This is a genomic window from Candidatus Thiodiazotropha sp. LNASS1 (genome assembly GCF_964212655.1).
Classification (GTDB): Bacteria; Pseudomonadota; Gammaproteobacteria; order Chromatiales; family Chromatiaceae; genus Thiodiazotropha.
Genome location: NZ_OZ156465.1, coordinates 1,367,284 through 1,387,040, shown reverse-complemented (window position 1 = coordinate 1,387,040; position 19,757 = coordinate 1,367,284). Strand labels below are relative to the sequence as shown.

Here is a 19,757-nt window from a genome sequence, read left to right as displayed (position 1 = left end):
TGGGCCGATTGGATGAGTGGTAACAGGCCCTAACAAAGGGAGGTTGCGTATCAGGCTCGATCACTGTTCAACGCCGGCTCGGCATTGGCGGACACCGCGATGCCGGCAGCCTCTTCAGGTTCCTCGTGAGTGTGCTCCTTTGCCAACAGGACATAGATCGACGGCAGCACGAAGAGGGTGAATAGCGTACCGATGGCCATGCCGCCGACCAGTACCAGGCCGATGGAGTTGCGTGCTGCGGCGCCGGCGCCGGTTACCAGGATCAGGGGAAAGTGACCGGCGACCGTCGCCACGGTCGTCATCAATACCGGGCGCAGACGGGTCATGGCCGCCTCGCGCACGGCGTCGATCTTTGATAATCCCTGTTCCTGCAGTTTGTTGGCGAACTCGACGATGAGGATGCCGTTTTTCGCGATCAGGCCGACCAGGGTCACCAGTCCCACCTGGGCATAGATGTTGAGGGTGGTGGTCCAGCCGCTGGTCCAGAAGGGCATGTTGGGATTGGGCATCTTCAGGAAGGTGAAGATCAGGGCACCGAACATCGCCAGCGGCACTGATCCCAGGAGGATGATCAGCGGGTCGCGGAATGAGTTGAACTGCACCGCCAGCGCCATGAAGATCATCACGATGGCCAGGGAAAAGGCGGGCAGGAACTTGTTGCCCTCATGGCGCAGCTGGCGCGACTCACCGGTGTAGTCGATGGTGTAGCCGGGTGGCAGGATCTCCCGCGCCGCATCTTCCAGCACGGTGAGGGCTTCGTCGAGAGTACGATTGGTCATGCCCGAGAGCTTTACCGAGTTGAGCTGCTGGAAGCGGTTGAGGGAGCGGGGCACCGTGCTGTTTTCGATGCGTGCCACGCTGCTCAGCGGGATCAGTTCGCCTTGCGGGCCGTTGATATAGATCTCGGTAAGCTGCTCCGGATTGAGCCGCTGGGCGCGCTCGATCTGCGGAATCACCTTATAACTGCGCCCCGCGATATTGAAACGGTTGACGTAGTCGCCACCCAGGGCGGCAGCCATGTCGTTGCCGACCTGATTCAGATCGAGCCCGAGGGCGCCGATCTTATCCCGGTCCAATACCACCTGAGCCTGGGGCTGATCGTATTTGAGGTCGATCAGGGGTGGAAAGTGGAACATGCCGCTTTCCGCAGCCTTGCCCTGTATCTGTTGGGCGAAGTCGAGCAACCGCTTGGCGTCCCCGGTGGAGGCGATGATGAACTCGACGGGGAAGTTGCTGCCGCCAGGTAGGGCGGGTGGCGTGGTGGCGAAGATCTGGAAGCCCGGGATCTGCGACAGCTTGGCCTGAATCTCGGGTATGATCTCAAAGACAGTGCGCTCACGTGGATTGTGCCATGGCTTGACCACCATGCCGGAGAAGCCGTCGGTATCGTAGAGGGCGCCGACGGAGGGGGCGAGCAGAATCTGAAAGGTGAGATCCACCTCCTCCGTACTCAGGAAAGCCTGCTCGACGGCCTTGCCGTAATACTCCTTCTGATTGGCTGTGGCGTTGGCCGATGCGTTGATCACGCCGAAGATAACACTCTGATCCTCGCCGGGCGCCAGCTCCTTGGGCGACATGTTGTAGAGGGGAAAGGCCGCCGCGGCGACAGCGAGCCATATCACATAGACGAAGGGGCGAGCGTCCAGGGTGTTATCGATCAGGCGGCCGTAGGCCAGTCGCATGCGATCGAAGTGGTGATTGACCCAGCCGGTAAAGCCCTTCTCCTCGTCCGCGGCACTGCGCAGCATGTGGGAGGACATCATCGGCGAAAGGGTCAGTGCGACAAAGCCGGAGATGGTGACGGTGCCGGCCAGGGTAAGGGCGAACTCGCGAAACAGGGCGCCGGTGAGCCCCCCCTGCATGGCGATAGGTATATAGACCGCCGCCAGGGTGATGGTCATGGCGATGACCGGTCCCACCAGCTCGCGTGCGCCGAGCAGGGCAGCCTCCCGTTTGCTGCGACCCTCCCTTAGATGGCGCTCGATGTTTTCCACCATGACAATGGCGTCGTCCACCACCAGGCCGACGGAGAGTACGATGGCCAGCAGGGTGAGCAGGTTGAGGGAGAAGCCGAAAATCTGCATCAGAAAGATGCTGCCGATCAGCGAAACCGGTATCGCGAACATCGGCACCAGGGCGGAACGCATCGAGCCCATGAAGAGGAAGATGACGACGATGACGATCATCAGGGTGTCGCCCAGGGTCTTGGTGACCTCGGTGATGGCATTGGCGATATATTCAGAGGCGTCGTAGCCGAGCTCCACCTCGAGGCCGGTCGGCAGGTCGCGGGATATGGCATCGATCTCCGTGCGCACCCGTTTGATGACATCGATGGTGTTGGCGGTGGGCAGGGGAAAGATGCCCATGAAGACAGCTGTCTGGCCCAGGTAGCTGACCGTAGTGTCGTAATCCTCGGCACCGAGGGTAACCTCGGCGATATCCTTCAGGCGCACGATAGCGTCGTCCTGCTGCCGGATCACCAGGCGCTCGAACTCCTCCACCGTGTGAAGATCCGTATTGGCCGTCAGGGTGACCTGGACAAGAGAACCCTTTGTGCTGCCGACGGCGGCGAGAAAGTTGTTGGCGGCCAGTGCCTGGCGCACCTGTGCCGGACTGACGTGGTAGGCGGCCATCTTGTCCGGCTTCAGCCAGATGCGCATGGCGAAGGTGCGGGCGCCGAATATCTCGGCCCGCTGAACTCCCGCAACGGCGGCCAGGCGCGGCTGTATGACACGGATCAGGTAGTCGGTGATCTCGGCCTGGGAAAGGATATCGGAAGCGAAGCTGATATAGGCTGCGGCGAATTCCGAATCGGCCGACTGCACTGAGATCGCCGGCACCTGGGCCTCGGCAGGCAGCTCGTTGCGCACCTGGTTCACCTTGGCGGTAATCTCCGCCAGGGCCTTGGTAGGCTCGTAGTTGAGCTTCAGGCGGGCGTTGATCATGGAGAAGCCCTGAAGGCTCTTCGATTCGATATAGTCGATACCGTCGGCCGAAGCGATGGCCTGCTCCAGCGGCGTGGTAATGAAACCGCGCACCAGCTCCGCGCTGGCGCCCACATAGACGGTGGAGATATTGACAGTGGCGTTGTCGCTACGCGGATATTGCCGGATGTTGAGACTGTTCCAGGCCTGAAAACCGGCTATGACAATCAACAGATTGAGCACGATCGCAACCACCGGCCGCTGGATGAACAGATCGGTAAAGGCTTTCATCCTTGCCATATCAAAGTCCCTTGCTCAAAGTTCTTACAGCGCATCGTCATAGCGTTGGATGGATTTACTCATTCTCGGGGGTGGGCTCCATCTCCGCTTCGGGTGCCAGGGTGTTGTCGACGATTACCGCCATCTTCGGCCGCAGTTTGAAGACACCGCTGGTGACCACCTTTTCCTCCTCCTCGAGCCCCGTCACCACGGCAACGAAATCGCCCCGGGTGGCGCCAAGGCGGATCACCTGCTGACGCAGCACGAGCTGTTTTTCACCGCTCTTTTCATCCTCGACCTGGTCGATAACAAATACGGTATCGCCGTAGGGCGCATAGAGCACCGCGGTGGCGGGGATGGCGAGCACTTCCTCATCATCCGACAGCATCACCTCCACATTGGCAAACATGCCGGGACGCAGCAGTTCGCTCTGATTGGACAGGGTTGCCCTGACGCGCACGCTGCGTGTCATCTGATCGATCTCGGGATTCACGGCGATGATCCTGCCGCTGAAGGCCTTTTCGGGGGCCGCATCGGTTGTCACCTGCACCTCGGTGCCGGGTTCCAGGATGGAGAATTGCTGCTGAGGCAATGAGAAGTCAACATAGATCGGATCGATGGTCTGCAAGGTCACAACAGGCGTGCCCTGCTCGACAATCTGTCCCAGATTGACCTGGCGCAGTCCCAGCTGACCGGCAAAGGGGGCGCGCAGCGTCTTTTTGGCAATGGTGGCGCGCACATTGTCCACCTGGGCGGTGGCCTGCTTGAAGTTGGCCTCGGCGGTGTCGAGATCGGCCTGAGAGACGGTCTTGTTGGCGCGCAGATCCCGGTTGCGATCCAGGTTGATACGCGCCAGTTTGGCCGCGGCCTCAGCTGAGCGGAGCTGCGCCTGCTCAGCGGAGACGTCGATACGAACCAGTAGATCGTCCTGCTTGACTCGATCACCTGATTCAAAGGCAATCTCTTCGATCTTGCCGCCCAGTTCGGCGCTGACGATTACCCCCTGAACAGCGACCAGCGAACCGGTTGCGCTCACTGTGTTAGGCCAACGCTGGCTGCGGACCTGATCTGAGGTTACTGTCTCGGGGGGCATCTCCATCTGTGCCGCACCCATGGTTTCGAATTGTTTCAACTTGATAAGGGTCGGTACGCCTATCAGGATAGCCAGACCTATCAACGTGAAAACCAGTTTCTTTAACATAAGGTTACATCCATGCGCGATTCACTGGGTGCCCAATACATAAATGTGAGTATAAATCTCTTAAAGTCTGCCCGGGATTTGACCGGCGACATGAGAGATGACTTTGATTTCAGAGTCAAGTTCCACCCAGTATGAAATAATTCAATAATCACACTATTCAGATGTGATTAGTGAAAGTAATGCATAAGGGTATGGCATAGGTGCGGATCAAAAAATAACAATCCAGGCTATTTACAATGACGAAAGTCACTATGCCAGACAATACCTTACAGCATCACCCCGCAATAGACCAGATTTCCCTTTGATCGCGCAATGACATTTGTTGGTTTTGTCCGGAATATTCTACGATTATGGCTTGATGTCGAGCACCGGGGTATCCGGAAAGGCGTCGATACCATCGATCTCGATCCGGTTACCCTGGATTGATAGGATGCGGCATCGGCTCAAAGCAATCAGGTTAGGCCTGACCGGTGCCCGGGTGGCGAACACGCCACGCAACGGGTTGTCCGGGTCGCCTCTGGGATGTACCTGCAGAATCTTGCGCTGCCTGGGCGTGTCGTTGCGATCGAACCAGTAGAGCACCCAGATGGCGTCGAACTGGTCAAGACCCAGCAGTGCCGGTATGTAAGCCTCATCCACTTCGATCGCCGTTGTGCCTCCAACCTTGCGGACCCAACCGATAGGCCATACTTCATAGGTAGGGGGGAGGACATGGTCCAAGGTATCAGCGAAGGCGTTTTTTCCTGCCGGACAGATCGAGAAAATGGACAGAATAAAGATCAGAAGTCGTAAGTGTGTCATTGATCAGAACAGTAAATGGATGGCACTTAATAAGTGTGGTGCAGAATCAAAAAACGCATCGCATATTTTTAACAGTAAAACGAGGCCCGGGCAACACACTGAACCCTATCCGAGGAGTGAAGAAAGATGATTAAATTTGTTATGTGTTTAACACGGCATCCCGATATGACGCGAGAAGATTTCAAGGATTATTGGATGAATAAGCATGGGCCATTCTTTATGAGTAATACTGATGCAATGGGCGCAAAAAAATATGTGCAATCGCACACATTGGATACACCATTGAATGAAGTTCTAAGAACATCAAGAGGGATGATGCCTGAATATGACGGCATTGCTGAAGTGTGGTTTGAATCAGAAAAGGCGCTCATCGAAGGAATGAGTTCACCCGAAGGGCAAAAATTAGGAGCTGCATTGCTGGATGATGAGAGAAATTTCATCGATCATTCAAACTCTACAGCATTCATTGTTGAGGAGTATGAGTTTTGATTTTTTAGGAACAAAATAATCTACATAACGATTTAACGGTCAAAACAGGTTCTGATTGATTTGTTTCTTTTTTCGAAAAGGCATTATGAGTATAAACAAATAGTAATGGGGATGATAATATGGCGTGGATATATCTGGTTGTAGCTGGATTGTTTGAATGCGGATGGGCAATAGGTCTCAAGTATACAGAAGGATTTACAAAACCTGTCCCCTCACTGTTTACAATCTCAGCAATGGCGATAAGTTTTTGGTTACTGTCGGTAGCCATGAAAACAATTCCAGTGGGTACGGCCTATGCAGTCTGGACGGGAATTGGTGCGGTTGGCGTGGCGGTATTGGGTATGGTTATGTTTGGCGAGTCGAGAGACATGCTGAGAATAGTCTCATTGCTTCTCATCGTATCGGGCATAGTGGGGCTCAAATTGATCTCGCCATACAAGGTATAACCATATAAGCAAGGAACATTAATGCGTGCCCACTATTTACAACATGTGCCATTTGAAGATCTAGGCAGTATCGAAAACTGGTTAAAACACTCCGGCTATGAGATTACCAGTACCAGGTTATATGAATCAGAAGAATTACCCGGGATTGAGAGTATTGACTTGCTCGTGATTATGGGTGGGCCGATGAGTGTCAATGATGATCAGAACTTTCCCTGGTTGGTCGAAGAAAAGGAGTTCATAAAAAAAGTTATTGAGTCCGGTAAGCCTGTATTGGGTATTTGCCTGGGGGCGCAACTGATCGCGTGTTCATTGGGTGCAGAAGTGTTTTCAAATTCAGTGAAGGAAATAGGCTGGATTCCAATCCGTGCGGCAGATTCAAACAGCCAGTCAGTATTTCTTTTTCCGGAAGAAACAGATGTTTTTCACTGGCATGGAGAAACATTCAATTTGCCCATGGGGGCGACCCGAATCGCAGAAAGCGCGGCCTGTAAAAATCAGGCGTACCAGATAGGAAAGCATGTTATCGGACTCCAGTTTCATCTGGAAACAACCCCAGCTTCAGCTCAGGCAATTGTTGAGAATTGCCGTGATGAATTGGTTGAAGGTGAGTATATTCAAACGGCAACGGAGATACTGTCCGTGCCACAAGCGCAATACGGATCGATAAATAGCTTAATGGAGGATGTGCTTGAGTATATTACCAGGAATGATCGCCCAGGGAGGCAAGTCGAATTTGACTAACTATTCATGACCGGTTCATTCGCGACGTCCGCACTGTTGCGCACACTCCCCGGTGATACACCAAATACCCGTTTGAATGCCCGGCAGAAGGCTGCTTCCGATTGATAGCCGAGCCTTTTGGCGAGTAGCGAAAGCGGTTCTGTATTTTCCAGCAGTTGCGCTCTGGCCATTTGCATGCGCCACTGGGTGAGATAGCGCATCGCCGAGTCTCCCACCAGGTCGGTGAATCTTGCGGAAAATCCCGAACGTGACATGCCGACCTCTTTGGCCAGCGAGGCGACGGTCCAGTGTCGGTCGGGTTCTCGATGGATCGCGGCGAGTGCCTTTCCCACCTGTTTATCGCGCAAGGCGGCAAGCCAACCACGGTTGGCTTCGGGCGAAGCGTCCAGCCAGGATCGGATTACCTGAATGATCAGGATATCGGCCAGGTGAGTGATGACGGTCTCTCCTCCCGGTCGCAACGCTCGGGCTTCCTGGGCGATGAAGCGCAGGGTGCTGTGAAGCCAGCTCTCCTCTTCGTCGGCCCAGCTATCGATCATCAAAACCTTCGGTAGGTGTTCGATGAGCTGTTGACCGGCGACATGGTCGAAACGTACCACACCACAAGTGAGGTGGGTCAGTTCGCCATCGCCACCGTGACGCATAATCTCGTAGCGATCGCTGACCCGTTCAACGGGTATATCGAAAAGGGGCATCGTCTTGTCGCTAGGCTGACTGCGGATGACATGGCCATTACCGTGGGGGACCAGCGCAAGACTGCCTTGCCGAAGCTGATGGGGTGCTTCGCCTTCAACCTCCAGCCGGCATTCGCCTGCGGTAACCACATGAAACATCATACGGCCTTCAAATGGGGGCAGCTCTATGCCCCAGGGTGCCGTCAGCTCGGAGCGGCAGTAGAAGGTGCCGTTCAGTCTAAGCAGATGCAGGGCCTCGCCGAGGGGATCGGTGAGGTCCGGTATCCTTGTATTGGTTCGTTGATTCATGATTGCCAGTCTGCCATAGGCGCTGATTTTTTGTCCAAAGAAATGGACAATCTGCATATAAATATAGACAAAGTGTGATTGTGAGTCTGTATTTCCTTACCTAGCCTAAATCCATGTAAGTTGTTTGCTTGCACTGACCCAATCTTTTTTCGACACAGGAGACTGATAACATGATCCCTTCACCTATTCTCATCATCGGTCAAAATGGTAAGGTCGGCCGCCGGGTCGATGAGCGACTGCTGACCCGGGGATTTGCCACCCGGGGTGTATCCAGGTCCACAAACCCGCCATTCGACTGGAAGAGACCTGAAACGTGGCGGTCCGCCATGGCTGGGACTTGTGCCGCCTATGTGGCCTATCAACCCGACCTTGCGGTGCAACAATCAGAGGCGGACATCAGCGCCTTTGTGGAGGTCGCGCGCGAAACCGGTCTGGAACATATCGTGCTGCTCTCAGGGCGGGGAGAAGCCGGCGCGCAACGGGCTGAAGAGATCCTCATGTCAAGCGGCCTCCCATGGAACATTGTCAGATCCAGCTGGTTTTTCCAGAATTTCAGTGAGAGCTTTATGCTGGACGGAATATTGACTGGTAATCTGTTATTGCCTGCGGGCGATACGCTTGAGCCCTTTGTCGACGCGGATGACATTGCAGACGTTACGGTTGCGGTATTGACCGAGCCCAAGCTTCGTAACCGGGTCTTTGAAGTCTCCGGGCCCCGCGCGATGACCTTTGCCCAATGCATGGCTGAACTCTCCGATGCCCTGGGACATCAGGTGAAATACACCCGCATACCAGTGGATGACTATATCGAGGGTTTGGAACAACAGGGTGTTCCGGAGGAGACGCAGTGGCTGTTGCGGGAACTATTCACGGTTGTCCTGGATGGCAGAAACAGCAATACGGTCTCCGGGGTTGAAGAGGCATTGGGACGTCCGGCAACGGACTTTAAGCGTTATATTGAGATGACAATCGATGCGGAGGTCTGGTCTGTCGATAGGGTGAAGGAGATGGCGTAAAGATCACCCTACATATACTGCGACAGAGCCTGCCTGTTATCCTGGAACTACCTGACATAGTTTTTTGCGTCATCGGTAAAACCGGTAACATCGGAGGAGGTTTGCCCATAAAAAAATCTCGACCTTCAGCCGTCTCGCTTCGATAAGTTGTACGAGTACCACGGCATCGATGAACGCATAGTTGTCCATGGTTAGGCCGGGTGTGAAACTCAGTCGGTCCCAGGGTAGATCGCCTTCGTAGTATTCATAGCTGACCAGGTCGTACATGACCAGACCATTTGAGACGGTGACCTCAGCGGGGTCCGGGCTGTTGCCAAGCACGCCGAACTGCCTCTGTTCCCCTGCATAATCTCCGAATGAGGCGATGATGTGGTTGGGGACTATGTAGTCGTAGGCAAATGATAGATGTCCCAGCCAATAATTGCCGGAATCCAGACCGGCATAACCGTTGGTGTTTTCAAGGAACCAGTTGCCGACCAGGTGGCCGTCGATGTCGTGATCGATTTTCCCGCCAATCGGTTCAGCGGTGCGCAGGGATTTTGCAACCAGGGTCTGGCGTATGGTGTCGTTGAAATAACCAAATGGATCAGGGGTATGGATTTTCCAAGGCTCTGCTGTGTAACTGTCGGGATTGATGAATCCTGCAAGGGTTATATCGTAGTCAACCAGGTTGTAATCCACCGAGCCAGCATAGTTGCCCAGGATTTCACCCGCTGATACGGCGATGTCGGTATTGACATACTGGCCGTTCATCGGTGCATGAGCCGCCAATTTTTCCGACAGATTATCGACGTGAATATAGATCGATTGCACAGTGTCACTATGATCGACAACCAATCGATAGTCATCGTTATTGAAGTTTCCCATGTGCTGCAGACTGCTTACGGTGCCATCAGCAGGTGAATAGACATCGATCTGTATGGTTTCCGCAGCGCCGAAATCGGGCGCCACATAGTATTGGTGATCGATCGGGGTAACATGATTGCCGATCATCCCGCCGAGGGGCAATATGAACTCGACCTTGGACAGGCCTACCGGAGGATAGTTGAAGCTTGTCGGCTGATTGTTGATGTCTGGTGTCGTGTCATTATCGCTGTTGCCGTCACCACTACTGGCGTTGCCACCACCACCGCCACCGCAGCCGATAAGTAAAATGAGGCACAACCCTGTAGCAGTGGATCGATAAAGCATTTGGCTTATTGAAGGGTGTGCAAAATCGTACTTTGAACATCTGCCTGTACTTGGTTCCTGCTCTATGTTGTAGTATAGACGCACCAGGTGCGGGGATAAGACGCACTTGTCATGCAACCAGTCAGGCTTGCTGTTCGACTGCTGATATAAATAATCACCAACTTTGCCTATAGTTGCCAGATTTAAAATCCTGTTCCAAGGTGGTGTGGCTGATTTCTGCTCTCCTGTCATACAATGAACCCTGCAACGGGGACACTTTACATCTGATATCCAATATGGGAAGAGATACATGTCTCTGGGTAGAGCAGAAACGCCGGGTTATTCAATTGAATTTCGTCTGGATATGGTTCAAATATTTGTTTGTGTAGCCGCTACTTACGCTTTAATAAGCTGAGGGGTTTTGGTGCATCTTTTGAAATGGAATATTCATAATGATCTCGCTGCCTTGGGGTAAATTGCCACAAATGATGTCAGCCCTTAATCTGAAACAAATTCAGACCACCGAGGTCGAGACTGTCTCTGCCGATTCCCCCATTGGCGAAGTCCTGTTGCGAATGGAAGAAAAACAGATCAGTTGTATTGTGGCGATTGATAAGGATCGACGTCCCGTCGGTATCTTCACGGAGCAGGATGCAATCAGACTCATGGCAGAGAATCTGTCCATCAATGATATCTCGATGGGCGATGTGATGAGTCTTACCCCCCTTACGGCCGAAGAGAACACTGACTTCCATGATGCATACCGCATCATGACCGAAAAGCACTTTCGGCACCTGCTGGTTGTCGATTCTCAAGGCTGTCTGGTCGGGCTGGTCAGTGAAGCCGATTTTCTCCACCACATGGGGATGGAGTATCTGGTCGAACTGAAAACTGTCGAATCCGCCATGACACGTCATGTTGTGACACTGAATCCGACTGAGACACTGGTAAAGGCTGTACGCCTGATGGCTGAACGCCATATCAGCTGCGTGGTAGTCTGCGAAGAGGGAAAACCGGAAGGCATATTGACTGAGCGTGACATCGTCCATTTGGCCCAGACACTGGATCAAAATGATGAGGTAACTGTAGGCCAGGTGATGCAAGCTCCGGTGGTTTCCTGCCATGCCAGCATACCCATGCAGGAAGCCGCACGAATGATGGAAGGCAGGCATATCCGTCGTCTCACAGTTGTCCGTACAGATGGTCAGTTATGCGGCCTTATAACGCGTCACGATATCGTCAAGGCCCTGCAGGGACGATATGTGGAGTATCTGCACGAAACCCTTGCCCGCACCAGCCGTGATCTGCAGACAACACTGAGTAACTTGCGTGAAGCCCAGCAAAAGGCCTTTCTGTTGAATCTTATGGAACAGATCGACGATGCCATCTATATCATCGAGTCCGAATCGGGGCGTATCATCGAGGTCAATGATAAAGCCTGCAACATGCTGAAGTACAGTCGGGATGAACTCTGTAACAAGATGGCATGGGAGGTCAGTAATACTATTGAGAATGAGAGCAGCTGGAGGCGATTACAGGCAAACCTGAAGATACAGGGCAGCCTGACCACAACCACCTTCTATCGCAAAATGGATGGTGGACTCGTGCCGGTGGAAGTGAACTCGAAATACCTAAGGCATGAGGAATCGGATTATTCCCTCGATGTTGCGAGGGATCTGACAAATGTAAATCGGCAAGAAGAAAAACTGTTACTCTTGAGGGAGGCGTTGGAAGCGACGCCCAACGCTATAGCGATCATAGACATCAATGCATCGATATTATGGGCAAATCCGGCATTTTATAAGCTGACGGGTTATCAGCATGGTGAAATCAATGGTCTCACGATTGATGATATTGTGGATCCTGATTTACAGGACAGAATGGTTCTGAGTGAATTTTGGCAAGCGTTGAACTCAAACAGGACCTGGCGCGGTGAGATTTCCAACACCCGAATAGATGGTACCGATTATCAGGCCGCTTATACTTTGACACCGGTCATCGATAACCAGCAGGAGGTTACTCACTATATTGCGGTAATCGAAGATATTACCGAGCGCCACAAACAGCTGACCCGCCTGCGCCTCTACGCAACACTGTTTGAGAATACTCATGAAGGGGTGATGGTAACCGATGGGGATGGATTCATCCGTATGGTGAATCAGGCATTTACAAAATTAACCGGTTACACAGAATCGGAAACCCTCGGAATGCGCCCAAATATTCTGAAATCGGGTAAACACGAACTGAAATTTTATAAAAAACTGTGGGGCGAACTGCAATCCAACGGCCATTGGCAGGGTGAGATCTGGAATCGGCGAAAGAATGGAGAAATCTTTCCCGAGTTACTGAGTATCAGCAGTGTCTACGACGATCAGGACAAGTTGAAATATTACGTGGGGGTTTTTTCCGATATCAGTCAACTAAAGCAGACTGAGGCCGAACTGGAGTATCTGGCCCATCACGATCCGTTGACCCGTCTGGCCAACCGACGCCTTCTCATGTCCCAATTGGAATATGGCCTGAAGGCAGCCCACCGCAAACAGGAGCGGGTGGCGCTCCTGGTCATGGACCTTGAGCGTTTCAAGGATATTAACGACAGTTATGGGCATCTGATTGGTGACGAATTGCTGCAACTGGTCGCGGGTCGACTCAACCACCGCTTGCGCGAAAGTGATCTGGTGACGCGCCTCGGTGGAGACGAGTTTGCGGTATTGATGCAGGGGATCGATCATCTTGAGGATGCTGCCATACTCGCCACCGATATCATCCAGACTTTGAGTGAACCCTGCCAACTTCAGGAGGGACTCGAGCTGCAGATTGGCACCAGTATCGGTATCAGTCTGTTTCCCGAGCATGGTGTCACTGCGGAAACGCTTCTGCAGCATGCGGATTCCGCACTCTATCAGGCGAAAAAGGAGGGTCGTGGTCGTTTCTGTTATTTCTCTGAAGAGTTGACCCGGGCTGCTCGCCAGCGCATAGAGATCCACAACAACCTGAGGCACGCCCTTGCAGAGAATAGCCTGACGATATCCTATCAGCCGCAGATCGAATTTGAGAGTGGCAACATCGTAGGCGCCGAAGCGCTATTGCGTTGGCGCGACCCAGAGCTGGGTGATATCTCGCCCGAGCTGTTTATACCTGTTGCTGAAGAAACGGGGTTGATCAATCGTATCGGTGAATGGGTGCTGCGTGAAGTCTGTACACAGGGTAAAAAGTGGCTGGAGCAAGGGCATCCCCCTTTATCTCTGGCTGTCAATCTCTCCGTGCACCAACTGCGTCAGGGAGATTTTGTGGAGAAGGTCGGTCAAATAGTAGAGGATACCGGGTATCTAACTGGGCAGCTTTCGTTCGAAGTGACGGAAAGCGCCATTATGGAGCGGGAGACTGAATCACTTGAGGTATTGAATCAGTTGCGCAGGATGGGGTTTCACCTCTCAATAGATGACTTCGGTACCGGCTATTCCTCTCTTGCTCATCTGCAACGTATGCCATTGGACGAACTGAAAATCGACAAAACCTTTATCGATGAAATACCACACAAACGAGAGGATATGGAGATCACCTCCACCATCATCGCAATGGCAAAAAACCTGGGCCTGATTGTACTTGCAGAAGGTGTTGAAACCGATGCGCAGTATCAGTTTCTAAGGCGGCAGGGCTGTGACTTTTTTCAGGGGTATCTCATCAGCCCACCAATTGATACCGTGAAATTCGCGCAACTCCTTGAAATGGAGCCTGACCGTTTGAGTGGTGGTACACGCCGTTGGCTTCCAGTCGTCCGCTAAACTTGAATCAGCAAACATCCGAACATATTCCATAATACTCTCAAGCACTCCGGTATACTTGCAATCGACTGAAATTTACGAGACAGATCGAGCAGGATTGTACAAATTACTCAGAGTAATGAAAAAGAGTGGAAAAGGGGGGGTGCTCTCCCTGATACCTGCTTCTTGGCAGCTTTGATTGATAATGATTAATTATATCACACGACTGTTTCCTGTCTGGGCATTGCTGTTTTCTCTGGTTGCCTACGGTGAGCCCGATCTCTTCGTCGATATGAAACCTGCGATCGTGCCACTGCTTGGCGTGGTGATGTTCGGCATGGGTATGACCCTTACCTGGAAGAACTTCACTGATATATTGAAAAAGCCCGTTGTTATCGGATTTGGTGTTTTGATGCAGTATATGGTGATGCCCTTTGCAGCCTGGTTGATAGCTGTATTATCGGGATTGCCGCCCTACCTGATGGCAGGACTGGTTTTGGTGGGGGCCTGTCCCGGCGGCACGGCATCCAATGTTGTCTGTTTTCTGGCTCGTGGAGATGTTGCGTTATCCATTACCCTGACAACGGCCTCTACACTACTCGCGATAATTGCCACGCCGATTCTCACCTGGCTCTATGTGGGACAGAAAGTACCTGTACCGGTAACCAGCATGCTCTGGTCCATCTTCAAGATTGTGCTGTTACCGGTAACATTGGGTGTACTGGTAAACACTCTTTTCGGTCGTAAGCTTGGTGCTTTCAAGCACATCTTTCCCTTGCTCTCGGTGTTGGCGATCGTAGTGATTATCGCGATTATTGTGGCACTCAACCGGAGCAACCTGGCCAATATGGGTATGGCTATTGCTTTGGCGGTTATTATGCACAACCTGCTCGGTCTGGTGGGTGGGTATTGGTTACCGAAATTATTGGGCTGGGACGAGCGGGTGTGCCGTACTCTGGCGATCGAGGTAGGCATGCAGAATTCAGGTCTTGGTGTGGCGCTTGCAGTAAAATATTTCTCTGTAGCTGCGGCCTTACCCGGCGCGTTGTTTTCCATCTGGCATAATCTTACCGGTTCGATGCTGGCGGGCTATTGGTCGCGTCGCAATCCCTGATGGATGCGGCATGTTCAGAAATAGTATCTCCTTGATACTTGAGTGCCAGTATGTTGTCCTCCGACACGTCACACCTGACCACTACCGTATATTGACCTCCGCTTGTTTTATACATTGAACCGGTTGCCGATGAGTTGCCGTTGAATTTTTTCCATACTGTCAATCGGCAGGGAGAAGTGTCCTTCACCATCCACGATGTGCATCTCACACTCAGGCAATCTTTCGGCAAGTGTGAGGCCATGTAGAATAGGCACTGTTTTATCGGCTGTACCGTGCCAGAGTTGTATCGGTATGGTGATCTCTGCCGGGTCGAATCCCCAGGGTTGGGTATACAGGGACATCTCTTGCAGCACTCCATCTGCCCCTTGACGTACCGCTTCACGGATAGAGGCGGTTATCGCCTTGCGTACGGTAGAGCGGTTGAGGACGGCAACATCAGGTGGTACTGCCATGCCAAGCATTATCTGATATATCCACTGAGGCCAGAGTTGTGTCAGCGGTACGATCGTAATCCGGAAACTGATATTCGAAAGCCAAGGGGTGTCTCGAATTGACCTGAAATTGATCCTGGCGGGCCAGCGCATGGATTCGAGCAAAGCGGGTTGATCCAGGGGGCCAAGTGGACAGACCAGGGTCAGCCCATCCAAGCGTTCAGCACATTTGTGCGCACAGGCCAGGGCGTAGGGCCCGCCACCTGAGATGCCTATCAGAAAGAACCGCTCTAGCTTCAGGTTATCGGCCAAATCCTCCACATCCACCGCCCAGTCAATGAGCCGTCTTCCGGGTTTTGGGTCCGACAGCCCCAGACCATTACGGTCCGGCGCTATTACCCGCAGTCCGTGTTGACGCGCCGGCAGGTCAAACAGGCGAGCCTCAAGGCGGGAGCCGGGAAAGCCGTGTAAGTAGATGGCCGGCACCCCCTCAGGATCTCCATATTCGGCATACGCCAGATGCCTGTTGTCCGGGAGCTTCACCAGTTTTGTTTCATGAGCCATCGTTTTGTGTTTGACCCGATTTTTGCTGTATGGATTGCGTGATGATCATTATCAGGCATGACAGCTGCGTGAAATCAAGATGAGAGTCGATTACATACTTATCATTTAATGTACTTCAATTCTTTGACTGATTAATCATAAGATACCGGTCCGGTTATGTGGTCGATCTGCTTATTGTTGATATGATACACAGATCTCTACTGTGCCGTACAAAAACTCCCTCACCTTCAATGACCAGCCTGTCACTCTCAGATTCATAGTGTCAGAAGGTGATCCGGTGTATCCATTCTAGCCGGCATGTCCCGGTTTTTTGTCTTTATTTACTGCTTGCGTAGGCCTAAGAGAATCTGGTTGATTGTAAAAAATCCCTCAGGAAATAGTCACCCTAATGAAACAGAATTGAGTCAATATCGCGACTGTATCGTTCCGGTAGTTGAATACAATCAAAGTGGAGGCTGTGATGGATGAGATAATCGCAATCCGTTATTACAAGATCAGAGTACTCGCCAATAAGATCATCGATCGAATGTATGAAGAGACTGCCAGGCTGGGGTTTGATCAGAAGGATATTGACTTGAAAAAACCGATCGAAGCCAACTACCGGCTTGAGCGCGATCCATCAAGCAGTGAATATGAACTGGTCGGTGACTGGCATGACAAAAAGGGTGTGAAATTCGGGCAGCTCCGTTTTTACAGCGATGGCAGTTTCGTTGTAGAACAGGATATCATCCGTCCGCATCCGACGCGTCAGGGTTGGTTTGTGGAAGCGGTAAGGGCGTGGGGCAATGGTAAGCGGATCGAGGCGGAAGCAAGATTGCATCCCATGACCGAACGGCCCCCGGAGACTGCAGCATAGCCTTTTAAAGCCGCCACGATTTCACTTTTCGCTACTTCTTTGGCAGTTTTGGTTGGCCGCCTTGTGACTTCGCAATCTCGACGATGGTTTCCAGGCGAACCACCCGTTTGTCTACATCGAGCATGATCGATTCAACCCGTTCGATGTCCTTATTCATGCGCTTTACTTCGTCTGTCAGACGCAGTACATCCAACAGCATCTCTTTAAAACCTGACACTATTTCGTTTCCTGTGATTCCAGTTTTTTGAGCGCTTTATTGAGACGTCTCCTGGTGCTGGCTGTCTCCTTGATCGCTTCTTTCAAGCGTTCGGAAACTAGTTCCAGCAATTCATTTTCCTCTATGTCCGCTGAATCGGGATCATAGGATTCTATCGACAGTCTTACGATCTCCGCAGCAGAAGTGCCGCGTTGCTTGGACAGTTTGTCGAGTTTTTCAATGTTGTCGGTAGACAGCATGATCTGTTTGCGGACCAGATTTTCGGCAGTGGCCATGATATTGAAGACTCCGCTGATACAATGATTTAATTATACACATACACACATTTATACACAAGTCATATTGAGTGGCGGATTGTTGAATAGGCATGGATCAATAGGTGAACCGCATATCATTCCGTAAGAAAAACCGTAGCGGCATTCTCCCCCTCTCTGGCCATACACTGCATACACCCAACAGAAAGGTTTCTATAAGATTCGCAAGCCATCGGCAAAAATGTGATAATGATCGGATATCCATTAAAAATCAGTGACCTGATACCCGTTGCATTAATCAACAGGGTAACTACAGTTAACTCGATCCGAACATCATATATTTTAGCCTTGCATATACAGTCTCAGTCTATGCCTGAGTTATAGGATGTACCGCACTATGAGATTGCGCGTTTTATTGTCTTTACTCATCTCAGTGATTTCTGTCTCCGGGCTCTTTGCAGCGGAAAATTTAGTGCAGGTGAAGGCCGCAGTGCAAAGAGAGATACAGTCTGGTTTTACCCGGGCCCACTCAAAGCTAACCCTCTCCGCGGAACAAGCGGGGCGTATCATATCCGTAAATGCTGATATTGGCGACCGTATCGAGGAGGGAGTGCCGTTTGCTTGTCTTGATGATACCTATCTGGATCTTGAATTGCGTGCAAATGAAGCAGAACGCAAGGCATTGAAGGTTGATAAAGCCTATTTTCGAAAGGAGGTGGCCCGTTACAGCAAATTGTTGAAAAAAAACAGCTCGACCCAAAGCCAAATGGATACGGCACAGCGCAATCTGGACAAGACCCAAACCCAGATCGAAGCGTTAATTATTGCGGCCGAGATATTGAAAGAGCGCAAGGAGCGGCTTTGCATTGAGGCACCGGCCGGTTGGCGGGTAATCGCGCGCCATGTCGAACCGGGCAAGTGGGTCAGCGCCGGAGAACCGGTGGTCGAGATTGGCGATTACAGTCGTCTGGTGGCGCCATTTGCGCTCAGTGTGGTGGAGTATCAGGCCTTGCAGACACAAGCGGAGGCGGGACTCATAGTCTATCTGCCGGAACTTAAAGAGGAATTGCCGGCCAGGATAATCAGGATATCACCTGCATTCGACGAGCAGTCACGCAAGATACATCTTGAACTCGAACTCTCCACCGGCCTGCCTGCATACAGGGGGGGATTGAGGGTCGACCTGGCACTTGATATTCCGATGCGTTCCGGCGCCGTGCTGATACCCGAGCGTGCGCTTCAGCAACGTTACGAGCAATACTGGTTGAAGCGTCCGGATGGAAACGAGATTTCAGTGGTCTACCTGGGGCGCTCCAATGGTCCGCAGAAGGGATGGGTAAGAGTGGTGTCACCCGAGATCAAACCGGGTGACCGGTTCCAGGTTTTCGACGAGTAAAATTTCAGTACGGGCGCTTTCATCTACCGCTTAATCAGCGGAAAGTCTCTAAGGACTATCCTCAGGACGATATCGGCGCAGGTCAATGCCGGGCTTACATGGCCTTACTTTTTATACTTAACCAGCTTTCTTCCCGACCTGGGTCTCAGCGCGACATGAAGAGGTCAGGGCGCTTGATCCGCTTCAGTAGGTCGGCGCCTATGAAAGTTGTCTTCATGGTCCGATTAACAGCCGCCCGGTTCAGGCTCATCTGTAGATCCACAGAGTGGATCGCCATGGCACGAAATAGATCATAAAAAAGGAACACTTGCTCCTGAGTGATCGGGGTAGTCTCCGGATCCTGGCGGGGAAGGTCGGTTTCGGCAATCATGATCTCACCGTCAGAACGGGTCTCAACAACACGGCAGACCTTCTTTACCAGGTTTTGCATCTCCTGGTTATAGGCCAGACACTCGAAACGAAATCTCAGAATGCCCCGCTCGATAGCAGCAGTGGTCAGGCGTTCCAGTAACATGCGGCCGATTCCCTTGCCCTGCATTCGGTCGATGACGGTAATGGCGACTTCCGCGCACTCGTAGTCTTCCTGCAACCGGATGTAACGGGCCACTCCCAGCCCATCCCCTTCACGGCCGTCTTCACCGATGACTACCGCCCCCAGAGCAAAATGGTCCCAGCCGTCAGTCTCGGTGAAATAACGCAGATCCTCCTTGGTGAGGGACTGTTTTGCACCGAAGAATCGTTTATGGCGGGAAGGTCCGGAAAGCTCAGTAAAGGCGCGCTGCATTGTCGCCTTATCGGTAGGCCGGACCATCCGCAGACAGACGCAATCACCGGAATCCAGGATGATTCGTTCGCAGTACTCTGCATCGATTTTCAGTTGTTTGCTCATCGCCATACCTCCGCGGAGCAATTGCATATAGTGCATAGTATAGGTGAAAATTGTGCGGTGCAACATAGTGGCGGGGTTAAAAATATGAGATACAAGATCGAAAGCTGAATGTAAGTCGCAAAAGTTACTTCTATAAAAGCAGTTATGGAACTTTTACAAAGATCTGCACGCCATGTGAAAGCCTATGCGTATGAATCTGATTCAATATTTAGCGAAGAGCTG

Annotated in this window: 17 protein-coding genes; 8 read left to right on the top strand and 9 right to left on the bottom strand. The window is 52.1% G+C overall.

Annotated features, from left to right (window positions below; genetic code table 11):
- Positions 1-50 precede the first annotated feature (50 nt).
- From AB8516_RS05970 to tsaA, 3 genes are all read right to left on the bottom strand, one after another.
- Entirely contained in the window at positions 51-3,224 is a 3,174-nt protein-coding gene (locus tag AB8516_RS05970; protein WP_369158995.1) for an efflux RND transporter permease subunit, read from the bottom strand.
- A gap of 55 nt (positions 3,225-3,279) precedes the next feature.
- Complete coding sequence (locus AB8516_RS05965; RefSeq protein WP_369158992.1) at positions 3,280-4,404, bottom strand: efflux RND transporter periplasmic adaptor subunit; 1,125 nt, start codon at positions 4,402-4,404, stop codon at positions 3,280-3,282.
- 348 nt (positions 4,405-4,752) lie between these two features.
- Complete coding sequence (tsaA, locus tag AB8516_RS05960) at positions 4,753-5,205, bottom strand: tRNA (N6-threonylcarbamoyladenosine(37)-N6)-methyltransferase TrmO (protein WP_369158990.1); 453 nt, start codon at positions 5,203-5,205, stop codon at positions 4,753-4,755.
- Between the two features lie 126 nt (positions 5,206-5,331).
- Between tsaA and AB8516_RS05955 the strand changes: the two genes are divergently transcribed.
- The 3 genes from AB8516_RS05955 (at position 5,332) to AB8516_RS05945 (ending at position 6,881) form a co-directional block, all read left to right on the top strand.
- Positions 5,332-5,694, top strand: a complete 363-nt coding sequence (locus AB8516_RS05955; protein WP_369158988.1) for an EthD domain-containing protein — start codon at positions 5,332-5,334, stop codon at positions 5,692-5,694.
- Between the two features lie 119 nt (positions 5,695-5,813).
- Positions 5,814-6,140 (top strand): quaternary ammonium compound efflux SMR transporter SugE, encoded by a 327-nt coding sequence (gene sugE / locus AB8516_RS05950; protein WP_369158986.1) that lies wholly within the window; start codon positions 5,814-5,816, stop codon positions 6,138-6,140.
- Between the two features lie 21 nt (positions 6,141-6,161).
- Positions 6,162-6,881: a type 1 glutamine amidotransferase gene (locus AB8516_RS05945; protein WP_369158984.1), complete on the top strand. Its 720-nt coding sequence runs from the start codon at positions 6,162-6,164 to the stop codon at positions 6,879-6,881.
- Here the strand turns inward: AB8516_RS05945 and AB8516_RS05940 are convergent.
- Positions 6,878-7,864: an AraC family transcriptional regulator gene (locus tag AB8516_RS05940; RefSeq protein ID WP_369158982.1), complete on the bottom strand. Its 987-nt coding sequence runs from the start codon at positions 7,862-7,864 to the stop codon at positions 6,878-6,880. The genes AB8516_RS05945 and AB8516_RS05940 overlap by 4 nt on opposite strands.
- 170 nt (positions 7,865-8,034) lie before the next feature.
- Here AB8516_RS05940 and AB8516_RS05935 point away from each other — a divergent pair, with 170 nt between their 5' ends.
- Complete coding sequence (locus AB8516_RS05935) at positions 8,035-8,880, top strand: NmrA family transcriptional regulator (protein ID WP_369158980.1); 846 nt, start codon at positions 8,035-8,037, stop codon at positions 8,878-8,880.
- Positions 8,881-8,949: 69 nt separating this feature from the next.
- On the opposite strand, the gene AB8516_RS05930 is transcribed toward AB8516_RS05935, so the two are convergent.
- The gene (locus AB8516_RS05930) at positions 8,950-10,044 is read right to left on the bottom strand and encodes a hypothetical protein (protein ID WP_369158978.1); all 1,095 of its coding nucleotides are present in this window, start codon (positions 10,042-10,044) and stop codon (positions 8,950-8,952) included.
- Between the two features lie 491 nt (positions 10,045-10,535).
- Here AB8516_RS05930 and AB8516_RS05925 point away from each other — a divergent pair, with 491 nt between their 5' ends.
- Positions 10,536-13,835 (top strand): EAL domain-containing protein, encoded by a 3,300-nt coding sequence (locus tag AB8516_RS05925; protein WP_369158976.1) that lies wholly within the window; start codon positions 10,536-10,538, stop codon positions 13,833-13,835.
- 184 nt (positions 13,836-14,019) lie between these two features.
- The gene (locus AB8516_RS05920; RefSeq protein WP_369158974.1) at positions 14,020-14,928 is read left to right on the top strand and encodes a bile acid:sodium symporter family protein; all 909 of its coding nucleotides are present in this window, start codon (positions 14,020-14,022) and stop codon (positions 14,926-14,928) included.
- A gap of 107 nt (positions 14,929-15,035) precedes the next feature.
- Here the strand turns inward: AB8516_RS05920 and AB8516_RS05915 are convergent, their stop codons facing one another.
- Positions 15,036-15,923 carry an alpha/beta fold hydrolase gene (locus AB8516_RS05915; protein ID WP_369158972.1) on the bottom strand — a complete coding sequence of 296 codons (888 nt, stop codon included), beginning with the start codon at positions 15,921-15,923 and terminating at the stop codon, positions 15,036-15,038.
- A 460-nt stretch (positions 15,924-16,383) separates the two neighbouring features.
- Here AB8516_RS05915 and AB8516_RS05910 point away from each other — a divergent pair, with 460 nt between their 5' ends.
- Positions 16,384-16,779 carry a hypothetical protein gene (locus AB8516_RS05910; protein ID WP_108291529.1) on the top strand — a complete coding sequence of 132 codons (396 nt, stop codon included), beginning with the start codon at positions 16,384-16,386 and terminating at the stop codon, positions 16,777-16,779.
- A gap of 31 nt (positions 16,780-16,810) precedes the next feature.
- On the opposite strand, the gene AB8516_RS05905 is transcribed toward AB8516_RS05910, so the two are convergent.
- The gene (locus AB8516_RS05905) at positions 16,811-16,996 is read right to left on the bottom strand and encodes a hypothetical protein (protein ID WP_069128163.1); all 186 of its coding nucleotides are present in this window, start codon (positions 16,994-16,996) and stop codon (positions 16,811-16,813) included.
- The gene (locus tag AB8516_RS05900; protein WP_369158969.1) at positions 16,996-17,271 is read right to left on the bottom strand and encodes a hypothetical protein; all 276 of its coding nucleotides are present in this window, start codon (positions 17,269-17,271) and stop codon (positions 16,996-16,998) included. Before AB8516_RS05900 ends, AB8516_RS05905 begins: the two co-directional genes overlap by 1 nt.
- A 469-nt stretch (positions 17,272-17,740) precedes the next feature.
- Here AB8516_RS05900 and AB8516_RS05895 point away from each other — a divergent pair, with 469 nt between their 5' ends.
- Positions 17,741-18,646: an efflux RND transporter periplasmic adaptor subunit gene (locus tag AB8516_RS05895; RefSeq protein ID WP_369158967.1), complete on the top strand. Its 906-nt coding sequence runs from the start codon at positions 17,741-17,743 to the stop codon at positions 18,644-18,646.
- A 145-nt stretch (positions 18,647-18,791) separates the two neighbouring features.
- Here AB8516_RS05895 and AB8516_RS05890 read toward each other — a convergent pair whose 3' ends face one another.
- A complete protein-coding gene (locus tag AB8516_RS05890; protein WP_369158965.1) occupies positions 18,792-19,535 on the bottom strand; it encodes an N-acetyltransferase family protein in 744 nt (247 codons plus the stop codon).
- Positions 19,536-19,757 lie beyond the last annotated feature (222 nt).

What these genes read in the sequence shown, in the direction of transcription:
- AB8516_RS05920 (WP_369158974.1), top strand. Translation starts at nt 14,020, where the DNA reads ATGATTAATTATATCACACGACTGTTTCCTGTCTGGGCATTGCTGTTT.
- sugE (WP_369158986.1), top strand. Translation starts at nt 5,814, where the DNA reads ATGGCGTGGATATATCTGGTTGTAGCTGGATTGTTTGAATGCGGATGG.
- tsaA (WP_369158990.1), bottom strand. Translation starts at nt 5,205, where the DNA reads ATGACACACTTACGACTTCTGATCTTTATTCTGTCCATTTTCTCGATC.
- AB8516_RS05955 (WP_369158988.1), top strand. Translation starts at nt 5,332, where the DNA reads ATGATTAAATTTGTTATGTGTTTAACACGGCATCCCGATATGACGCGA.
- AB8516_RS05940 (WP_369158982.1), bottom strand. Translation starts at nt 7,864, where the DNA reads ATGAATCAACGAACCAATACAAGGATACCGGACCTCACCGATCCCCTC.
- AB8516_RS05935 (WP_369158980.1), top strand. Translation starts at nt 8,035, where the DNA reads ATGATCCCTTCACCTATTCTCATCATCGGTCAAAATGGTAAGGTCGGC.
- AB8516_RS05970 (WP_369158995.1), bottom strand. Translation starts at nt 3,224, where the DNA reads ATGGCAAGGATGAAAGCCTTTACCGATCTGTTCATCCAGCGGCCGGTG.
- AB8516_RS05965 (WP_369158992.1), bottom strand. Translation starts at nt 4,404, where the DNA reads ATGTTAAAGAAACTGGTTTTCACGTTGATAGGTCTGGCTATCCTGATA.
- AB8516_RS05910 (WP_108291529.1), top strand. Translation starts at nt 16,384, where the DNA reads ATGGATGAGATAATCGCAATCCGTTATTACAAGATCAGAGTACTCGCC.
- AB8516_RS05915 (WP_369158972.1), bottom strand. Translation starts at nt 15,923, where the DNA reads ATGGCTCATGAAACAAAACTGGTGAAGCTCCCGGACAACAGGCATCTG.
- AB8516_RS05945 (WP_369158984.1), top strand. Translation starts at nt 6,162, where the DNA reads ATGCGTGCCCACTATTTACAACATGTGCCATTTGAAGATCTAGGCAGT.
- AB8516_RS05925 (WP_369158976.1), top strand. Translation starts at nt 10,536, where the DNA reads ATGATGTCAGCCCTTAATCTGAAACAAATTCAGACCACCGAGGTCGAG.
- AB8516_RS05900 (WP_369158969.1), bottom strand. Translation starts at nt 17,271, where the DNA reads ATGGCCACTGCCGAAAATCTGGTCCGCAAACAGATCATGCTGTCTACC.
- AB8516_RS05890 (WP_369158965.1), bottom strand. Translation starts at nt 19,535, where the DNA reads ATGAGCAAACAACTGAAAATCGATGCAGAGTACTGCGAACGAATCATC.